Here is a 16,624-nt window from a genome sequence, read left to right as displayed (position 1 = left end):
CGCATGAAGAAAGTGAGCTTCGCCGAGTTCGGCGGTCCCGACGTTCTGCACCTCATAGACGCCGAGGAGCCCCACGCGGGCCCCGGCCGGATACGCATCGCCGTGCGGGCGGCGGGCGTGAACCCCGTGGACTGGAGGATTCGGGAAGGCCAGGTCCTGGGGGCCCATCCGACCGAGTTGCCCTCCGGAGTCGGGCTGGATGCCTCCGGGGTGGTGGACGAGGTCGGCGAGGGTGTCGAAGGGATCGAGGCCGGCGACCGCGTGTTCGGCGAAGGGGCGAGCACCTATGCCGAGTTCGCCGTGCTGTCGGCGTGGGCCCGGATGCCCGAGGGGCTGACGTTCGAAGAGGCGGCCGGGTACCCCTCCGTGGTGGAGACCGCGCTGCGCATCATCCGCGAGGTCGGTGTGCGGCCCGGGCAGACGCTGCTGGTCAGCGGTGCGTCCGGAGGAGTCGGATCGGCGGTGCTGCAGATCGCCCGCGACCGCGGCGTCACGGTGATCGGCACGGCCGGGGCCTCGAACCAGGACTATCTGCGCAGCCTGGGCGCCCTCGCCACGACGTACGGCGAGGGCTGGGTCGAGCGGGTGCGGCAACTCGGCCATGTCGACGCAGCTCTCGATCTGGCCGGCACGGACGTGCTCCGCGAGCTCGTCGAGCTGACCGGGGACCCGCAGAAGGTGATCTCCATCGCCGATCTCGCTGCGCCGGAGCTCGGTGTCCGATTCTCCGGTGTGGCCGGGAGCGTGCCGGAAGCGCTCGCCGAGGCCGTCGGCCTCATCTCGCGCGGGAAGCTCCGCATCCCGGTAGAGAAGTCGTACACGCTCGCCCAGGCCGCGGCGGCGCACGTCGACAGCCGTGCCGGTCACACGCGCGGGCGCCGGGTCCTCGTCGTCTGAAAGCCGGCTGCCGTGGTGTTGGCGGGCTGTCGTGCGCAACTGCCGCCGGTTCCCCCATGGGGTCGGCCAGCGGGTAACCGTTCGTGGTCGTCGGGGGTGTGGACGTCTGTGCTGACGTGAACATGCGGCGGGGCCCGCCAAGTGACGGGCCCCGCCATCGGAGCGTCGGTAGAGGATCTTCCATCAAAGGACGAGCAAGGTGGCTGCGCCACTGCGCCCTCGCTCCGGCGCTGGTTCCGGCGATCCCGGTGAACGCCAAGGTCACCTTAGCCTCGCGCTTTCATGAAGCGGGCTGTCCGACGGGTGGCCTGACGTCAGGCCGGGAGCCGCGCGGTGAGCATGGCGATCTCGGTGGTGAACTCCTTGCGGAGCCGGCGTTTGTCGTCGTCGTCGAGCCAGGTGGCGTCGATGCCGCTGAGCGCGAGGTCGATGGCCGTCGCGCGGGGGAGCTCGAGCTCCCGGCTCAGGGTGACGTACGCGGTGCCGATGTCGGTGCCGTACATGGGCGGATCGTCGGTACAGACGACGAGTTCGAGGTCGGCGTCCAGCATGCGCCGGACGTTGCGCCACCGGGTGGTCAGCCGGGAGGGGACGCAGGTGTGGGAGCAGACCGTGAAGGGGACGCCGTCGTCGGAGCAGCGCTGGACGAGGCGGGGATCGCCGAGGATGTTGTAGCCGTGGTCGATGCGGTCGCAGCCGAGGTCGTCCAGGCATGTGGCGATGTTGGACGGCGGGGCCTCTTCGAGGGTCTGGTTGTCCTCGCAGGCATGTGCGGTCCGATACAGGCCGGCCTTTCCCGCCATCCGGTACGCCTCGCCGAAGAGTCCTGGGGGGCCGCCGCGTTCGGCGCCGTCCATCCCGATGCCGATGACCTCGTCGCGCCGGTCGGCGATGACCTCGGCGACCGTGTCGCGTGCGGTCTGTGGTCCGAGTTCGCGGTTGATGGCGGGGATCAGGCGCGCGGTCACCCCGTGGTCGGACTCGGCGTCGCGCAGGCCGGCGATGAAACCGTCGAGCATGGTGCGGTAGTCGACGCCGCTGGGATAGTAGTCGGTGGGGTTGAAGAACAGTTCGGCGTATTTGAGGTTGCCGGCGGTGGCGGCGTCGGCGAGGGCTTCGTAGGCGACGCGAGCGAAGTCGTCGTGGTCGATGAGGCAGCGGGCGGCGGTGCGGACGACGTCGAGGAAGTCGTAGAAGTCGTCGAAGACGTACAGCCGGTCGGGATCGCTGGTCTGCAGCGGCACGTCGTTCTTGTGGGCCAGTTCGATCAGCGTGGCCGGGCGGATCGTGCCGGCGAGGTGGCAGTGCAGGTCGACCTTGGGGAGTCGGCGGAAAAACGTCTCGTGGTCCACGGGGCTCCTAGGATTCGGTGACGGCGGGCGCTGCCGGCGCGCGGTCGGCGGGTGCGGGCGGGGTGACCTCGGCCAGGGCTATGGGATGACGCGGCTCGTCGGGGGTGCCGAGCCGGCTGAGGCCGAAGGTGAGGGCGAGGTTCGCCGCGAGCGCGATCAGGCCGATGTTGATGCCGCCAAGGTGGGTGTCGGTGACGTAGAGGGTGATGGCGATCAGGCCGCCGACGACGATGCCGGTGCCGACGGCGAGCGGCCGTACCCTGCGGGCGAAGAAGATCGCCAGCCAGCCCGTCGCGAACTGGATCCCGACGTAACCGCTGAGGTTGAGCACGGTCAGCATGAGCGCCGGGCTGAAGGTGGTCATCGCGGCGGCCACGACGAGGAACAGTCCGACTACGGCGATGGTGTAGCGCCGCTGCGCCGACTGGGGAACGTTCGGCACCAGGTTGCGGGTCACGATCGCCCCGATGTTGAGCGAGGTGGCGGCCAGCACGAGCACACCGGCCAGTGCGGCCCCGGCGGCCACGATCCCCACCAGCCAGGGCGGCAGGAGGTGGTGCGCGACGTTCAGGAACACCCCGTTCGGATTCTTGCTCTTGGGCAGCGCGCCGATGGCGAAGTAGGCGGCGAACACGGCGAACGGATACATCAGCATGTACACCGGCATGAACACCGTCGCGCTCTTCACTGCGGCTTCGGACCTGGCTGGGAACACGTACGGCGACACCGAAGGCTGCAGGTAGAAGCCGAAGCCCTGGTACACGAGGGTGGTGACGGCGAAGGTCAGGGCCGTGCCGGTCAGGTGCGGGTGCGCGTCGACGGCGGCCGCCCGCTCGAACATGGGTGACACGCCGTGGGCCGCGATGACGGCGGCCACGCCGACGACCACGATGCCCACCAGCATGAACACGTCCTTGACCCACGCGACGAACGCGGATCCGCGCATGCCCGCCACGGCGATGTAGACGAAGGCGATGGCCGCGGCGATGACCACGGCGCCGAGCGGACTGATGGGCAGCCCGAGCCCGCCGAGCACGACCTGGAGTCCGATGAACTGGAACTGACCCCACGGCACCAGTGCGACCATGGACCCGATCGCGACGACGACTTCGAGCTTGCGGCTGCCGAAGTGCCGGCCGAAGACCTCGGGCACGGTCAGCGCGTCGTAGCGTGCGGCGGCCCGCCACACCAGCGGCGCGAGGAAGTATCCGACCGGGTAGGCCAGCAGGATGTAGCCGAGGAACCAGAGGCCGTAGCCCGCCCCTTGTGAGTAGATACCTCCGGGGAATCCCAGCACGGTGCCGATGCTGTACACCTCGCCGACGGCCAGGAAGAACAGCATCAGAGGGGGGAAGGAGCGGCCGCCCACCAGGAACTGCTTGATGTCCGTGCGCTTCACGCCGACCCGCGCGAGCACGGCGACGCCGAGCGACAGCGCCATGATCAGGGCGAATACCACTGCTGTCATGCTCTGCTCCCTTCCTGCGCCGCGTAGTGGCGGCGGTCGAAGCCGTACCAGCTGATGGCCAGACAGATCGTGGTCAACGGGAACCAGGCGAACATCCAGAAGAACAGCAGCGGGATGCCCAGGACCGATACCTGCGCGTTGCTGATCAGCGGGGGAACGATCACGATGGCGACGACCGGGATGCCCAGGCCGATCGCGAGACTCCACAGACTGCGCGGCACAGGGTGCCTCCTTGTTGATCAGGCTTGGTCTCTGCTCGATGATCGGGCCGTCGACGAGGTGTCGGCGGCTTCGTTGTTGCGGCGGCGGAGGTCGGCCAGGAGCGTGGTCATCGCCCACTCCACGGCGTCGGCCACCTCCTCGCCCGACAGATCCAGCTCCTCGCGCATGGTCGCCCACGCCAGGACGTTGTCCAGATACGCCAGTACCGCCTCCGCGCGGCGCCGCTCCCGGGGCGGCAGATGGGGGGCGACCTGCTCCAGCGCCTTGCTGTTCTCGGCGAGAACGTGTTGACGGAACCCGGCGCGCACGCTGCGGCCGAGTCGCGACAGCGCGATCGCGTACGCCAGGTTCGGCTGCTGATCGAACCGTCGGCACGCCTCACGGAAAACCGTGGGCAACTCGTCCAGCGACGAGGGGTGCACGTAGCGGAACACGTTGTCATTGATCCACTGGCCCGCCGCGGCCTGCAGATCTACCCGGGTCGGGAAGTGCCGGTACACCGTCCGGTCGGTGATGCCCGCCTGTTCGGCCACCGCCGAGACGGATACCTCCTCGGCCGGCTGATCGGCCAGACACTCCACGAATGCCGCAAGGATCCGTTCTCGCGTCTGAGCGGCGTACTCGTCCCGAAGGTTACGTCGTGGTCCTGAATTCATGTCAGGATTGTGACGCGAGTGTGGAAGTGTGTCAATGCTCCGGGAGTGAGGAGCACGAGGGGCCTCAGCAAACGCGGGTCAGGGCTTCCGGCCGCGCCGCGCAGAAAGCGCAGGACCTGAACTGTTCTCCGCAACCGAGGAAACGAGCGGTCCGCCGGACGGAACCTGACGGTGAGGCGCTCGAAAACCGGTGGAACAGCGCCGCTGAACGCCACTACCGTGCTGCCGAAACCAAGTCGTCTGGGCTAGGACGTGCCGTTGTACACCGTGTGAGACCTCCCGAGTGCTGATTCGTCGCGCGTCGCGCATGTGCGCCGCGCTGCTTTTTGCTGCGGACTTCTCACTGAAACCGGTGTACTTCTGTGCTCAAAAACTGGGCGGTCATGCCCACCTGCCTGCCGCTCGTTCTCCGCCGTTGCCACGCATGCGCGTCCGAGCGCTTCCGGGCACCCGGTAAATTTCGCGTCAACGCACACCACAAGCTCCTCGATGCCTGGCTCCTCGTGCTCTGCACCGCTTGCGGGGAAACGGCAAAGCTCACGGTCCTGGAGCGGGTGCATGTGCGCTCCGTCCGACCTGAGTTGTTGGACCGGCTCCACGACAACGACCCTTCACTGGCAGCCAAGTTGCTCCGGGACCCGGGCGTGCAGCGCCGTAATCGCATCGCCCTCGACTGGGACGACGCCTGGCGCCTCGACACCGGCGGGTCGGATCACCTGGACCGCGAGGTGATCGACATAACGGTCCGCTTCGCGGCGCGGATACCTGTCCGGCCGGTGCGACTGATCGCTGAAGGTTGCGGTCTTTCGCGGGCGGAGGTCGAGAGACTGATCACGGAGGGGAAGCTAGTTTCGTCAGTCCGGCTGTGCGGCAAGCTTTCCGGCGACTTCACCTTCACGCTCAAGCGCTGAGCTCCTCCCTGGGAGCTCTCGCGCCCCCGGTGAGGCATCCTCGTATGGAATACTCCGCGGATTTTCGGGATGGGGGCGCCGGGTGCGTAAGAGACATGTGCGCGCGATGTTGCGGAAGATGGCGAGCGGGGAACGAGTGGCGATCGCCCGATCGACCGGATCGGTCGGCGGCCTCGCCCGACTCGCCGCCATCGCCGAGCAGTTCGGTTACGCGTACGCCGACGCAGGGCTGGGAGGTATCCGGGGCGAGCAGCTCATGCTGGTACTCGTGCCCGACCCGAGGCACGAGGCTCAGGCTCGCGCCGAGCGGAACCGGGCGCTGTATCCGAACGCGGGCGACGGGGTCTCGCTGCCTCCCCTGGTACCTCAGGAGGTGGAGTTGCTCGAGGCCCGCATCTCCTTCGACTTCGCCAGCCAGTTCACGCCCAAGCAGCGGCTGGCGGTGGGGATTCCCCTTGCGACCGCGGTGGCGGTGGCCCCCTGCATCCGGTTCGGCCTGCACAGCACCGCCGCACTCGTCGCGGGCCTCCTCTGGGCCGCGTTCATGCTCCTCGCGCCCCTCGGGCTCGTGTCCATCCGACGCAAACGCGCCCAGTACGGTGCCCGGTTGCGGGCCGCAGGCTTCCTACCGGTCACCGACGCGCGCGGCCGGTTGAGGTACATTCCGGCACCGTAGTTCAGCCGGTGACCGACACGCGATGCCGTGCGGGTGATCCTGAGCAACACGGCTCTTGGCGTCGACACCCGCACCAGGTAGGAGACCGCGCCTCCGGTCCCTCAACCGCGGCGAGTCATTCCTATGCCACCGTGTTATGGACGATCCAACCCTCGCCGTACATCTCCTGCCCTGTCCGCGGGTCGTGGACGGTCGTCTGGCAATTGAGGTACGTGGGAATCGACTGCGCGTAATACCTGTCGATCTCGGCAGCCACTGAACCGGTTGCCCCGAGGCTCGCCCCGGTCACTTGCCCATCGAATACTGCCTCGACCTTGTACACCACTGTTCTTCCTGCTTTGATCTCGTCCTTTACGTTGTATTCCGTCATTTCGTGGTGCTTCCGGTTGCCGGCCTTGGTGAGGGGCGTCAGGTTGTCCAACGTGTTGCCGGGGCCGCCGAGGTTGTCGTTGAGGAGGTGTCCCTGCACCATGTACTTGGCGAACCAGTCTCCTGTCGGTGTCCCCGTCTTGGGCCACCAACTGGGCTTCACCTTCGGTTTTCCACCGTATTTGATGGAGCCCGGGTGCAGTTCGGCTTCCATGGAGCTACCCACTCCGCTCCTGGCCGAAGAAGCGTAGGTGACCGTGTGGCGGCCGCTGTAATACCGCTGGATCGCCCGGGAAACCGTCGGCTGATCCCCGCCCGAGGTATCGCTGTCCGCGTCGGAACTCCTGGTGGAAACCGACCCGCTCATCACCCGACGGGCGTTGTCCTCGGCCTCGCGCTCGAATCGGTCGGAGGGGTCGCTCACTCGCAGACCGTTGCCGTCGTCCGTGCCGGCGACGGGGCCTTGGCGCTGCTGGATGACGTGGGTGAGTTCGTGGGCGAGGGTGTGTTTGTCCTCGCCGCCCTGCCCGATCACCACGTGACTACCGGACGTGTAGGCTCGCGCTCCCAGTGCGGCCGCCGACGCCTGTGCGGCACTACCCGCGTGGATGCGGACATCGGAGAAGCCTGTGTCGAACCGGGCTTCCATCTCGGCGCGGACTTCGCTGTCCAGCGGGCGTCCCGGTTGCCGGAGGACGTCCTGGGCGGTGGCGCGTTGCACGGCAGGAGTACCTGCGCGGTGACCGCAGCCGGCGCCGTGCTCGTGCCGGTCCTGGGCCTGCTCGTGTCCGGCACGTCGCAGCATCTGAACGACGGCCGCATTGCCTGCGGTGCTCTGCAGTCCGAGGATCCCCCGAAGGGCTGTGTTCGCTGAATCCGCAGGGCGAAGGTGGTGGGTCGTTTCTTCTTTTGCTGTGGACGCCTTGCGGTGTGCGGATTCCATAGCGCTCCTCAATCCAATGGTCACCTTGGCCTGTTCTACTCGGACCGGGTGCGAGGGATCCAGGTAATCGGGGGCAGGGTTCCGGGCCGAACAGGCAGACTTGGGCTGCGGTGCGCAGTGCGATGCCGGGAGGTCGGGGGCCGGTGAAACCGGCAGCGAGCGGGAGGCCCGCCGTACGTCTGCACCGACGGCGAAGGGCCGGGCAGCGGCACTTTCCGGGCCTCCGGTCCGGCGGCCGCCCCTCTCGGCGCGCCGGACCAGGCGATCAGCGGCCTTCAGCGCTCTTCTCGCACCGGCCGGATGCCAGCAGCGCCACGGCGGGAAGGCTGAGCAAGCCATCGTCCGCCACTCGCCCGGCCGCCAACCGGTCGTAGGCGGACTTGACCCGGGCGAACATCTCGGCCGTCTGCCCGGTCACCACCAGACCGATGTTGGCCACCCCGCCGGCCGGCCCGGACCACCAGACCTCCGGGTCCTCCCGATGCGTCCAGGCAAGCTCCTTGCTGCCCACCTCGGCCCACCCCGCTTGCTCCAGCAGCCCGCCGAGGCCGTCGACGGTCCGGTCGAAGTCAACCGGCAGGGCCGGGTACACCGGGCGCTCCACACCGGCCTCGTCCAGCGCCAGGTTGAACAGGGACATCGCCTCATTGCCGGCGTCGTGCCACGTGGTCACGGCGAGCCGGCCGCCCGGACGGACCACCCGGCGCAGCTCCGTCAGCGCCGCCCACGGGTCCTCCACATGGTTGACCACGAAGTTGGCCACCGCGGCGTCGAACGAGCTGTCCGGGAAGGGCAGCTCAGGAAGCACCGCGTGCCGGATCTCCGCCCCGGGGGCGTTCGCGGTCGCCAGCGCCACCATGCCCGGCTCGGCGTCCACTGCCACGACCTCGGCACCCCGGGCCAGCGCCGCCGCCGCGACCGTGCCGGGGCCGGTGCCGACGTCCAGCACTCGCGTCCCGGCACCGACTTCGGCCGCGTCCAGCAGCGCCTCGGCCGCCCCTCCGCACAGGGCCGCGAAGCTGCCCGCGTAGGCCTCTGCCGCACCCGCCCACATGTGCCGCTCGTGCGCGTCGAACTCGCCGGCCATATGTCCGCCCTCCCCTGGTACACATCTTGCCGCCAGCCTAACCAGGCACCCGAAGCGCGTTTTTCGCCTGCCGCCTGCACCGCGCCCGGACCGCGTCCACCTTGACCTGGTGCCGGACCCCGGTGACGACAGAGCAGCGGAGGCGGCCCGGTCCTGACGCGGGTTCGGTGGGGGTCCCCCGCCGTGGGCCGTCGTGTCGCTACCGTGGAGCGCACCGTGGTTCCCGGTCTGTCTCGCCAACGCGCGTGCGTCGCCGGCGTGGGCCGCGGGGGACCTGCTGGCGGGCGATGTTCTACGAGTAACAACTTGCCGTGCCACCCCGTGAGTTCCCCGCTGCGCTGTGACATTCACCCACACCTTCGTGCCTTCTCGCTGCGGCTGCCGTCGTGCATACTCCAGGGCCCGCCCCCTCAATGACCTGGGGGTGTGGTCCGTTCGAAAGGAACTGGCGAAGATGGCACACGACACGGTTTCCGCAGCCGACGCGGGCACCTGGCTGCTCGGCGACCTGAAGGTCAACCGGATCGGCTTCGGCGCGATGCGGCTGACCGGCGATGGCGGAGCCTTCCACCTGGGGACGCCCAGCGACCGTAGCCGCGTCATCGGGGTGCTGCGCCGTGCGGTGGAGCTCGGCGTCAACCACATCGACACTGCGGCGTTCTACTTCTCGCGGTTGCGCTCCGCCAACGAACTGATCAACTCGGCGCTTGCGCCGTATCCGGACGACCTGGTCATCGCCACCAAGGTCGGTCCGGCCCGGGACGCGTCGGGTGAGTGGGCCACCGCGGCCCGCCCTGACGAGCTTCGCGGGCAGGTCGAGGAGAACCTGCGCCAGCTCGGCCGTGACCATCTCGACCTGGTCAACTTGCGCCGCATGCGCCAGGACTCCATCGCCGAGCACTTCGGGGCGCTCGCCGAGCTGCGCGACGCCGGGCTCATCCGTCACCTCGGCGTCTCCCATGTCCGTCCGGAGCATCTCGCCGAAGCGGAGGCGATCGCGCCGGTCGTCTGCGTCCAGAACCGCTACGGGATCGACGCGCCGGCCCACGAGGCGATGGTGCGCGACTGCGCGGCCCGGGGCATCGCCTTCGTGCCCTTCTACTCCATCGCGGGCCAAGGGGGCGAGGCGGGCGCCGCCGGAGCTGAGAGCGAGCAGGTACTCGCGGTGGCCGCGGCGCACGGGGCGTCACCCGCGCAGATCCGCCTGGCCTGGACGCTGCACCAGGGCGCCCACGTACTGGCCATCCCGGGCACGGGCAATCCGGACCACCTGATCGACAACCTGGCGGCGGGAGCGCTCCGGCTGACGGACGAGGAGATGACGCTCCTCGAACAGCCCGGCGGCCCCCAGGTGTGACCGGCGTCAGTCGTCGCCGACGATGAAATCGGCCAGCGCGGCAGCGACCGCTGCGGGCTGCTCATCGGGGATGAAGTGTCCGGCGTCGGGCACCACGACTCCGGTGGCGTCGTCGGCCCATGGGCTGATGGAGGCCGCCATGTCCGGGACGGAGCCGTGGCTGCTGGAGATCCCGAGGACCGGCACGGTCAGGTGCTTTCGCTCGAGCGCCTCGTGGTTCTTGCGCGCCGACTCGGCGGCGTCCCGGTAGTAGGCGAGGGAGGCGCGGAGGCCACCGTCGGCGGCGACGGCCGCTGCGTAGTGGTCGAGTTCGGCGTCGTCGAACGTGTCGGGCGAGAGTGCCTTCACCTTCAGGAACCAGCCGACGTACGCCCGTTCGCGGCCGGCCAGCAGCGTCTCGGGCAGGTCGGGCACCAGGTGGAACGCGAAGTGCCAGGTCTTCCACGCCCGGTCCGGGTCGGTGGGAATCGATTCCGGGAGAGTGATGCCGGGAATTCCGGCGTCGAGCAGAGCGACCCCACGCAGCTCCCTCTCGAAGTCGAGGGCGAGGGAGAAAGCGACCCAGGCGCCGATGTCGTGGGCGACCAGCCAGTACGTCGACACGCCGAGCGCCTGCACGGCGGCGTGGACGTGCGCGGCGACCGTGTGCGTGTCGTAGCTCTGCTCCGGACGCTCGGAGTGGCCCTGACCCGGCAGGTCGATCGCGATGACGTGGAACCGGCCGGCGAGGCTGGGCATCACCTTGCGCCAGGCCCACCAGGTTTGCGGGAATCCGGCGAGCAGCACCACGGTCGGGCCGGCCGGCCGGCCGCCTTCGACGGCGTGCAGGCGGACGCCGTCCGCGTCGACCCAGCGGTGAGTGAATCCGGCCAGGTCGTGCAGGGGCAGGTCGCGGACCGGGTTGCTTTCGGAGACATGCCGAGCGCTGGTCGGGTGGTCCATCACGGAGATCCTCCATCGGTGTCGGTCCGGCCATGACCGGGCTGGAACGCTAACACATCTTGAACCGTTCGGTTCAAGATAGGATGGTGCACACCGCAGCCCGGAACACCGACAGATCGGCGAGGAAGAGCCCCGTGGCAGGCAAGAAGCAGTTCGACATGGACGCGGCGCTCGACGCCGCGATGATCCAGTTCTGGCGCGCCGGTTACGCCGACACCTCGGTGGACGCTCTGTCCCGGGCAACCGGCCTGAACCGGAGTTCCATCTACTCCTCGCTCGGCGACAAGGACACGCTCTTCCTGCGCTGCCTGGATCGCTACGCCGCGCGCTACGGCGACCAGTACGACGCCGCCCTGGCGTGTGCGGCCTCAGACCCTCTGACAGCTGTTCGTGCGTTCTTCGCCGTCACCCTCGAGCGCATCGCCGATCCCGAACTGCCGGACGGTTGCCTGGTTGCCCAGTCGGCCATGGCCGTTCCGGTGCTGAGCCCGAGCGTCGCGGCGCACGCGAAGGAGGCCCTGGGCTTCCAGTGCGCGCGCCTGCGCGCCGCGCTGGCGGCCGCCCGATTGACCGACCGGGACGCCGAAGCCTTCGCTGTACACATGGCGGCCGTGAACCAGTCCCTCGCTGTCATGAGCAGAGCCGGGGCGAGCCGGGAGCAGCTCCTGGCCATCGTGGGCGTGACGGTGGACGCGCTCTCACAGGCGTTGCGCGCCGCGTGACGCCCTGACGTGCGGGTAACTCATCGGCGAGCCGGTTGTTGCGGGCGCATATACTGGCCGCCAAGCGTTGAGCTGCGCGTTCTCGTATTACCGGGCCCTGCCCGAGAGCGCGGCACAGATCGAGCAGGCAGTCACCACGGCCCGCCTGACGGTACCGACGCTCACCGGACACGTCATCGAAGACTGCGGCCACATCATCCCGCTGCACCGGGCGCGCGCTCGCGCAGGGTGGGAACGCCGCTGTCCGCCCTTCGAACTCCTTGCAGACCGGGCAACGCATGTCCTCGTACACCTGCACGGCCGTTGTCCCGTGGGTCGAGCCGACGATGACGGTGGTGCCGTCCGCACCGCGCCGCTCCGGGAGCTTCGCGGATTTCGTGGACCACTCAAGGCCGTCTAGGCCGGCCGGCGTTGGACGGCGTCGGCGACGACCGCTGTGACGAGTTTGCTGACGGCTGCCGTGGTCGGTGGGCCGGGGTCGCGGTCTGCGAACAGCAGGTGCCCGCCGCCGACCAGGGAGAGGGTGAGTGAGTCGATGTCGGCGTCGGCCGCGATGCGGCCCAGGTCGCGCTCGTCGGCCAGATAGGCGGAGACCGCGGTCGTAGCCTGGGCGAGGATCGCGATGCCGCCGCCGGGTCTGGCCTGCCGCAGCCGGGCGCGCAGCTCGTCCCGGAAGGCGATGAGCGGAATGATTGCCACCGGAATCGGCCCGAACAGGGCGGTCAGCGCGCTGGTGAGGTTGCCGGCCACCGTGCCGGTGCCGGCCGACTCGCGCAGCGCGCCCGCCTGTGTCTCGAGTTGCGCGGCCCGGTCCAGCACGAGGTCGGCGAGGAAGGCGTCGAAGTCGGCGAAGTGCCGGTGCAGGACGCCTTTGGCGCAGCCCGCCTCGTCGGTGACGGCCCGGCTGGTCAGGCCGTTCGGCCCGTCCCGCAGAAGCACGCGTTCGGCGGCGGCGAACAGTTGCTGCCGTGCGTCGCGAAGGTGCACACCGGTCGGCACTCACGGATCCTCTCGTGCGTCGCCCCGTCGGCAACCGTTGCCTGAGTGGGCGCCCGCCCACTACAGTGGGCCCATGCCCACCCTACCGCGAGAGCAGCCAGAGCCGTCTCCGGCCGAGTCGCACAAGGCCCGACGGATGGCCGAGTCGTTCGGCGTGGACGCGCAACGCTACGACCAGGCCCGGCCCGGCTACCCCGAAGCGCTGGTGGCGCGAATCGTTGCCGGAAGCCCGGGCGCCGACGGACCCGGCAGGCCCCGCGTGCTCGACGTCGGCTGCGGCACCGGCATCGCGGCCCGGCAGTTCCGGGCCGCCGGCTGCGCCGTGCTCGGCGTCGAGCCCGATGTGCGGATGGCCGACTTCGCGCGAGCCCGTGGGCTGCAGGTCGAGGTGGCGGCCTTCGAAGCCTGGCAGTCGGCCGGCCGGATGTTCGACGCGGTCATCGCCGCCCAGTCGTGGCACTGGGTGGATCCGGTGGCCGGCGCCGCCCAGGCGGCACGCGTGCTGCGCCCGGACGGACGACTGGCGATCTTCGGGCACGTGTACGAGCCGCCCGCCGAGGTGGCCGAACCGTTCGCCGCCGCCTACGGGCGGGCTGCGCCCGACTCCCCGTTCAGCGGCCAACCGGCCCGACGCCCGCTCGATCTCTACCGGGCGATGTACGCGAAGATCGCCGACAGGATCCGCGAGACCCAGCAGTTCAACGATCTCGAAGAGTGGCGATTCGACTGGCAGCAGTGCTACACCCGCGACCAATGGCTGGGCCTGCTCCCCACCACCGGCGGCCTCACGCAGCTCCGGCCCGATCAGCTGGACGAGGTACTGGACGCGGTCGGCAGCGCCATCGACTCCCTGGGCGGACGCTTCACGATGCACTACACCACGCTGGCCACGACCGCCGTACGCGCCGGCGCCTCCTGAGGGCAGCAGAATCAGGACTGCGGGTCGTGTTCTCGCCGAAGGCGGCCGGGCTGATCGTCACTGCTACGGTTCGCGCCATGCCATCCAAGACGCTGCAGATTCCTACCGCTGACGGTCAGGCCGACGCTTTCGCCGTCTTCCCCGACGACGGCGAGCGGCATCCCGGGGTGCTCCTCCACATGGATGCCTTCGGGCCGCGTCCCGTACTCCATGAAATGGCCCAGCAGTTGGCCTCGCACGGGTATTACGTGCTCGTCCCCAACCTCTTCTACCGGCACGGCCCGGCACCGGTGGTCGAACTTCCCGCGCACATCGGGGGGGACAACCGGCAGGCCCTCTTCGCCCAGCTGATGCCCTTGATCAAGGCGCACACCGCCGACCGTGCGCTGCGCGACGCCGACGCCTACCTCACGTTCCTCACCGCCCAGCCCGAGGTCAGCGCCGGACCGGTCGCCGCGATCGGCTACTGCATGGGCGCCGTCGTGGCGATGCGCACCGCAGCGGCCCATCCCGACCGGGTGGCCGCCGTCGCCGGATTCCACCCCGGCAACCTGGTCACCGACGCACCCGACAGCCCGCACCGCCTCGTCCCGGAGCTCACCGCCCAGGTCCATCTCGGCCTCGCCGAGAACGACATGCGGTCCGAGGCCATCAGTGAGCTCAACCAGGCGCTGGATGCCGCGGGTGTCGGCTACACCTGCGAGATCTACCCCGGCACCGTCCACGGCTACACCATGTCCGACACGGACGCCTACAACCCCTCGGCACTGCAGCACCACTGGGACCGCCTGCTTCCCCTCCTCGACCGCACGCTGGGGAACAGCTGAGGCTCCGACGGGCGTCGGTTCGGTCAGTTTGTCACCTTGATCACCCACCTGCGGCGCCGTGCCGCCATCATGCCGGACTGCCCGGACACGGCGGCCACTCGAAGGCCCTCGCCAGGTGCGCCGGCGACCTCCCGGCCGCAGCGCTCGCAGACGGGAGCCGGCGGAGCGGCCCGCCGCTGCACCGGTCCCGGCGAGTGCTGTTTCAGCGCGCGCCGCAGCCGTAGCGGATGGACGATGTCCAGGGGGAGCCGGACGGCCGACACGGGCGCCGGCTCGTGGCCTCAGGAAAGCGGAGACAGGACCGTGCAGCCATCCGGAACGGGCCAGGCCCCGGTGCAGCGATGAGTCCCGCCGGCCGGCCGCTGGAGCCCGATTTCCTGCGCGCTGTGTTCGACAGCGCGGGAGCAGGGCTGTACGTGATCGACACCGCCGGGCGCATCACGGCCTGCAATCCGAGCGCCCAGCAATTCGCAGGCCGGTCCGAGGAGGAGATGCTCGGCCGGGATCTGCACGACCTGCTGCACCGTCGCCCGGACGGCAGCGAAGTTCCGCGCGATGAGTGCCGGGCGCTGGCGGTGCTGGAGAGCGGGCAGCCGAGTCAGGGCAGCGACGAGTTCCTGGTCCGGGAGGACGACACCCTGGTACCGATCATCTGGGCATCCAGCCCGCTGCGGCGGGCAGGCCGGGTGGAGGGTGCGGTGGTGATCCTCCACGACTTCAGTCTGCACCGCAGGGACGCCGAGGAGGCGGCGGCCCGCCTGACGGCTCTGGAGGGGCTCACCGAGCGGCTGATCATGGTGGCGGAGGCCTCCGCGGTGCTGTCCTCCACCCTGGACGTGCCCAAGATGCTGCACCGGCTGGTGCGTCTGCTGGTGCCGGAGCTGGGTGACTGGGCGGCAGTGGACGCGCTCGTGCCGGGCGAATCGGCCGAGATGCAGCGGATCGCCGTCCACACCATGGACGGCACGGCCGAGGAATTGCTGGGGCCGCTGCCACCGCTGCCGGATGCGTCCCCGTCGGTGGTGGTCCGCGCGATGCGCGAGGACACGCCGCTGCGACTGGACGCCGACGAACTGGCCGCGGAGGCGGAAACGCCGCTCGACCAGGCGCATCGGGAACTGTTCCGCCAGCTCGGCGGGCACTCCGCGATCGTGGTGCCGCTGCGCACCCCCAGGCAGGTCCTCGGTGCGCTGACCGTGGCCCGTACCGGGCAGCCCGCCCCGTACACCGAGGCCGAGGTGACGGTGCTTGCGGACATCGGACGGCGCACCGGCCTGGTGATGGAGGGCGCCCAGCTGTACGACCAGCAAAGGCACGTCGCCGAGACCATGCAGCGTCAGCTCCTCACCCCACTGCCGCAGGTCGACCACTTGAAGATGGCCGCCCGCTACCGGCCCGCCGAGGTGGCGGCCGAGATCGGCGGCGACTGGTACGACGCCTTCCTGCTGGCCGACGGCGTCATGACCATGGTCATCGGAGACGTGGTGGGGCATGACCTGCAGGCCGCCGCCCACATGGCCGAGGTCCGCAACATGCTGCGTGCCCTGGCCTGGGACCACCAGGAGCCCCCCAGCGTGATCATGCGGCGGCTGGACGAGGCGATGACCAACACCAGCGACGCCCCCATGGCCACCGCCGTCTTCGCCCGCATCGAAGGACCCGAAGGGGGGCCCTGGCAACTGCACTGGGTCAACGCCGGCCATCCGCCGCCGCTGCTCGTCACCTCCGACGGACACGCCCGCTTCCTGGAGGGCGGCCACGGGCCGCTGCTCGGGATCAGCTCGACGCTGCACCTGGGCCTGACCTGGCCCGACACCCGCGAAGACCTCCCGCCGCAGTCCACCCTGCTCTTCTACACCGACGGTCTGGTCGAAAGCCGCGCCTATCCCATCGAGACCGGGCTGGCCAACCTGCGGCGCCATGCCGCCGCGCTGGCCCGCCGCGACGTCGAGGAGTTCCTGGACGAACTCCTCGCCCGCATCAAGCCGAGCGGCGACGACGTCGCTCTGCTCGTCCTGCGCATCCCCGCTGCCGGTGCGGGCGCCGAGGGCGACGAGTCCCCGGCGCCGCCCCGCCACGCGCACAGCCCGGCCACCCCGGACCGTGCCGCCCCGGGCTCCCTCGTCGAGGGCACCCCGGTCAGGGACACCTCCGAGCCTGCGTAGCTCCTGGCCGACCGATCTGCCGATGCGCCGATCCGCCGATCTGCCGAACCGCCGATCTTTGCGACGCCCGGCCGGACGGCCCGTCAGGTCGGGCGTCGGCACGGCGGATGCC

16 protein-coding genes and 1 pseudogene are annotated in these 16,624 nt (G+C 69.8%); 9 read left to right on the top strand and 8 right to left on the bottom strand.

What is annotated here, in order from left to right:
- Positions 1 to 3: 3 nt before the first annotated feature.
- Positions 4 to 897 (top strand): NADP-dependent oxidoreductase, encoded by an 894-nt coding sequence (locus AB0436_RS14240; RefSeq protein WP_366468127.1) that lies wholly within the window; start codon positions 4 to 6, stop codon positions 895 to 897.
- A gap of 314 nt (positions 898 to 1,211) precedes the next feature.
- On the opposite strand, the gene add is transcribed toward AB0436_RS14240, so the two are convergent.
- The 4 genes from add to AB0436_RS14220 are packed head-to-tail and all read right to left on the bottom strand — an operon-like array spanning position 1,212 to position 4,595.
- Positions 1,212 to 2,249 (bottom strand): adenosine deaminase, encoded by a 1,038-nt coding sequence (add, locus tag AB0436_RS14235; protein WP_366468126.1) that lies wholly within the window; start codon positions 2,247 to 2,249, stop codon positions 1,212 to 1,214.
- A 7-nt stretch (positions 2,250 to 2,256) separates the two neighbouring features.
- Positions 2,257 to 3,717, bottom strand: coding sequence for a sodium:solute symporter family protein (locus AB0436_RS14230; protein WP_366468125.1), 1,461 nt, complete (start codon positions 3,715 to 3,717; stop codon positions 2,257 to 2,259).
- On the bottom strand, positions 3,714 to 3,938 hold the full coding sequence (locus AB0436_RS14225) for a DUF3311 domain-containing protein (RefSeq protein WP_366468124.1): 225 nt from the start codon (positions 3,936 to 3,938) through the stop codon (positions 3,714 to 3,716). Before AB0436_RS14225 ends, AB0436_RS14230 begins: the two co-directional genes overlap by 4 nt.
- A gap of 18 nt (positions 3,939 to 3,956) precedes the next feature.
- Positions 3,957 to 4,595 (bottom strand): helix-turn-helix domain-containing protein, encoded by a 639-nt coding sequence (locus tag AB0436_RS14220; RefSeq protein ID WP_366468123.1) that lies wholly within the window; start codon positions 4,593 to 4,595, stop codon positions 3,957 to 3,959.
- 362 nt (positions 4,596 to 4,957) lie between these two features.
- Between AB0436_RS14220 and AB0436_RS14215 the strand changes: the two genes are divergently transcribed.
- Together AB0436_RS14215 and AB0436_RS14210 are read left to right on the top strand one after the other, a co-directional pair.
- Positions 4,958 to 5,506, top strand: a complete 549-nt coding sequence (locus tag AB0436_RS14215; protein ID WP_366468122.1) for a DUF1062 domain-containing protein — start codon at positions 4,958 to 4,960, stop codon at positions 5,504 to 5,506.
- 118 nt (positions 5,507 to 5,624) lie between these two features.
- Entirely contained in the window at positions 5,625 to 6,182 is a 558-nt protein-coding gene (locus AB0436_RS14210) for a hypothetical protein (protein WP_366468121.1), read from the top strand.
- A gap of 121 nt (positions 6,183 to 6,303) precedes the next feature.
- Here AB0436_RS14210 and AB0436_RS14205 read toward each other — a convergent pair whose 3' ends face one another.
- Positions 6,304 to 7,356, bottom strand: coding sequence for a DUF4157 domain-containing protein (locus tag AB0436_RS14205; RefSeq protein WP_366468315.1), 1,053 nt, complete (start codon positions 7,354 to 7,356; stop codon positions 6,304 to 6,306).
- A gap of 403 nt (positions 7,357 to 7,759) precedes the next feature.
- Positions 7,760 to 8,581, bottom strand: a complete 822-nt coding sequence (locus tag AB0436_RS14200; protein ID WP_366468120.1) for a class I SAM-dependent methyltransferase — start codon at positions 8,579 to 8,581, stop codon at positions 7,760 to 7,762.
- 454 nt (positions 8,582 to 9,035) lie between these two features.
- Here AB0436_RS14200 and AB0436_RS14195 point away from each other — a divergent pair, with 454 nt between their 5' ends.
- Entirely contained in the window at positions 9,036 to 9,938 is a 903-nt protein-coding gene (locus tag AB0436_RS14195) for an aldo/keto reductase (RefSeq protein ID WP_366468119.1), read from the top strand.
- 6 nt (positions 9,939 to 9,944) lie between these two features.
- Here the strand turns inward: AB0436_RS14195 and AB0436_RS14190 are convergent, their stop codons facing one another.
- A complete protein-coding gene (locus AB0436_RS14190; protein ID WP_366468118.1) occupies positions 9,945 to 10,880 on the bottom strand; it encodes an alpha/beta hydrolase in 936 nt (311 codons plus the stop codon).
- Between the two features lie 134 nt (positions 10,881 to 11,014).
- Here AB0436_RS14190 and AB0436_RS14185 point away from each other — a divergent pair, with 134 nt between their 5' ends.
- Together AB0436_RS14185 and AB0436_RS14180 are read left to right on the top strand one after the other, a co-directional pair.
- The gene (locus AB0436_RS14185) at positions 11,015 to 11,602 is read left to right on the top strand and encodes a TetR/AcrR family transcriptional regulator (RefSeq protein ID WP_366468117.1); all 588 of its coding nucleotides are present in this window, start codon (positions 11,015 to 11,017) and stop codon (positions 11,600 to 11,602) included.
- Positions 11,603 to 11,648: 46 nt separating this feature from the next.
- Positions 11,649 to 11,813, top strand: a pseudogene (locus AB0436_RS14180) (alpha/beta hydrolase); the annotation flags it as partial.
- 185 nt (positions 11,814 to 11,998) lie between these two features.
- On the opposite strand, the gene AB0436_RS14175 reads toward AB0436_RS14180, so the two are convergent.
- A complete protein-coding gene (locus tag AB0436_RS14175; protein WP_366468116.1) occupies positions 11,999 to 12,601 on the bottom strand; it encodes a TetR/AcrR family transcriptional regulator in 603 nt (200 codons plus the stop codon).
- A gap of 73 nt (positions 12,602 to 12,674) precedes the next feature.
- Between AB0436_RS14175 and AB0436_RS14170 the strand changes: the two genes are divergently transcribed.
- From AB0436_RS14170 to AB0436_RS14160, 3 genes are all read left to right on the top strand, one after another.
- Complete coding sequence (locus tag AB0436_RS14170; protein ID WP_366468115.1) at positions 12,675 to 13,520, top strand: class I SAM-dependent methyltransferase; 846 nt, start codon at positions 12,675 to 12,677, stop codon at positions 13,518 to 13,520.
- 77 nt (positions 13,521 to 13,597) lie between these two features.
- Positions 13,598 to 14,347: a dienelactone hydrolase family protein gene (locus tag AB0436_RS14165; RefSeq protein WP_366468114.1), complete on the top strand. Its 750-nt coding sequence runs from the start codon at positions 13,598 to 13,600 to the stop codon at positions 14,345 to 14,347.
- 341 nt (positions 14,348 to 14,688) lie between these two features.
- Complete coding sequence (locus tag AB0436_RS14160; protein ID WP_366468113.1) at positions 14,689 to 16,512, top strand: SpoIIE family protein phosphatase; 1,824 nt, start codon at positions 14,689 to 14,691, stop codon at positions 16,510 to 16,512.
- Positions 16,513 to 16,624 lie beyond the last annotated feature (112 nt).

The sequence above is a fragment of the Streptomyces sp. NPDC051322 genome (assembly GCF_040689485.1).
GTDB lineage: Bacteria > Actinomycetota > Actinomycetes > Streptomycetales > Streptomycetaceae > Streptomyces.
This window is presented reverse-complemented; position numbering and strand designations above follow the sequence as displayed.

Coding starts and splice junctions, on each gene's coding strand:
- AB0436_RS14230 (WP_366468125.1), bottom strand. CDS start 3,717: ATGACAGCAGTGGTATTCGCCCTGATCATGGCGCTGTCGCTCGGCGTC.
- AB0436_RS14200 (WP_366468120.1), bottom strand. CDS start 8,581: ATGGCCGGCGAGTTCGACGCGCACGAGCGGCACATGTGGGCGGGTGCG.
- AB0436_RS14205 (WP_366468315.1), bottom strand. CDS start 7,356: ATGCTGCGACGTGCCGGACACGAGCAGGCCCAGGACCGGCACGAGCAC.
- AB0436_RS14220 (WP_366468123.1), bottom strand. CDS start 4,595: ATGAATTCAGGACCACGACGTAACCTTCGGGACGAGTACGCCGCTCAG.
- AB0436_RS14165 (WP_366468114.1), top strand. CDS start 13,598: ATGCCATCCAAGACGCTGCAGATTCCTACCGCTGACGGTCAGGCCGAC.
- AB0436_RS14190 (WP_366468118.1), bottom strand. CDS start 10,880: ATGGACCACCCGACCAGCGCTCGGCATGTCTCCGAAAGCAACCCGGTC.
- AB0436_RS14210 (WP_366468121.1), top strand. CDS start 5,625: ATGGCGAGCGGGGAACGAGTGGCGATCGCCCGATCGACCGGATCGGTC.
- AB0436_RS14195 (WP_366468119.1), top strand. CDS start 9,036: ATGGCACACGACACGGTTTCCGCAGCCGACGCGGGCACCTGGCTGCTC.
- AB0436_RS14160 (WP_366468113.1), top strand. CDS start 14,689: ATGAGTCCCGCCGGCCGGCCGCTGGAGCCCGATTTCCTGCGCGCTGTG.
- AB0436_RS14240 (WP_366468127.1), top strand. CDS start 4: ATGAAGAAAGTGAGCTTCGCCGAGTTCGGCGGTCCCGACGTTCTGCAC.
- AB0436_RS14170 (WP_366468115.1), top strand. CDS start 12,675: ATGCCCACCCTACCGCGAGAGCAGCCAGAGCCGTCTCCGGCCGAGTCG.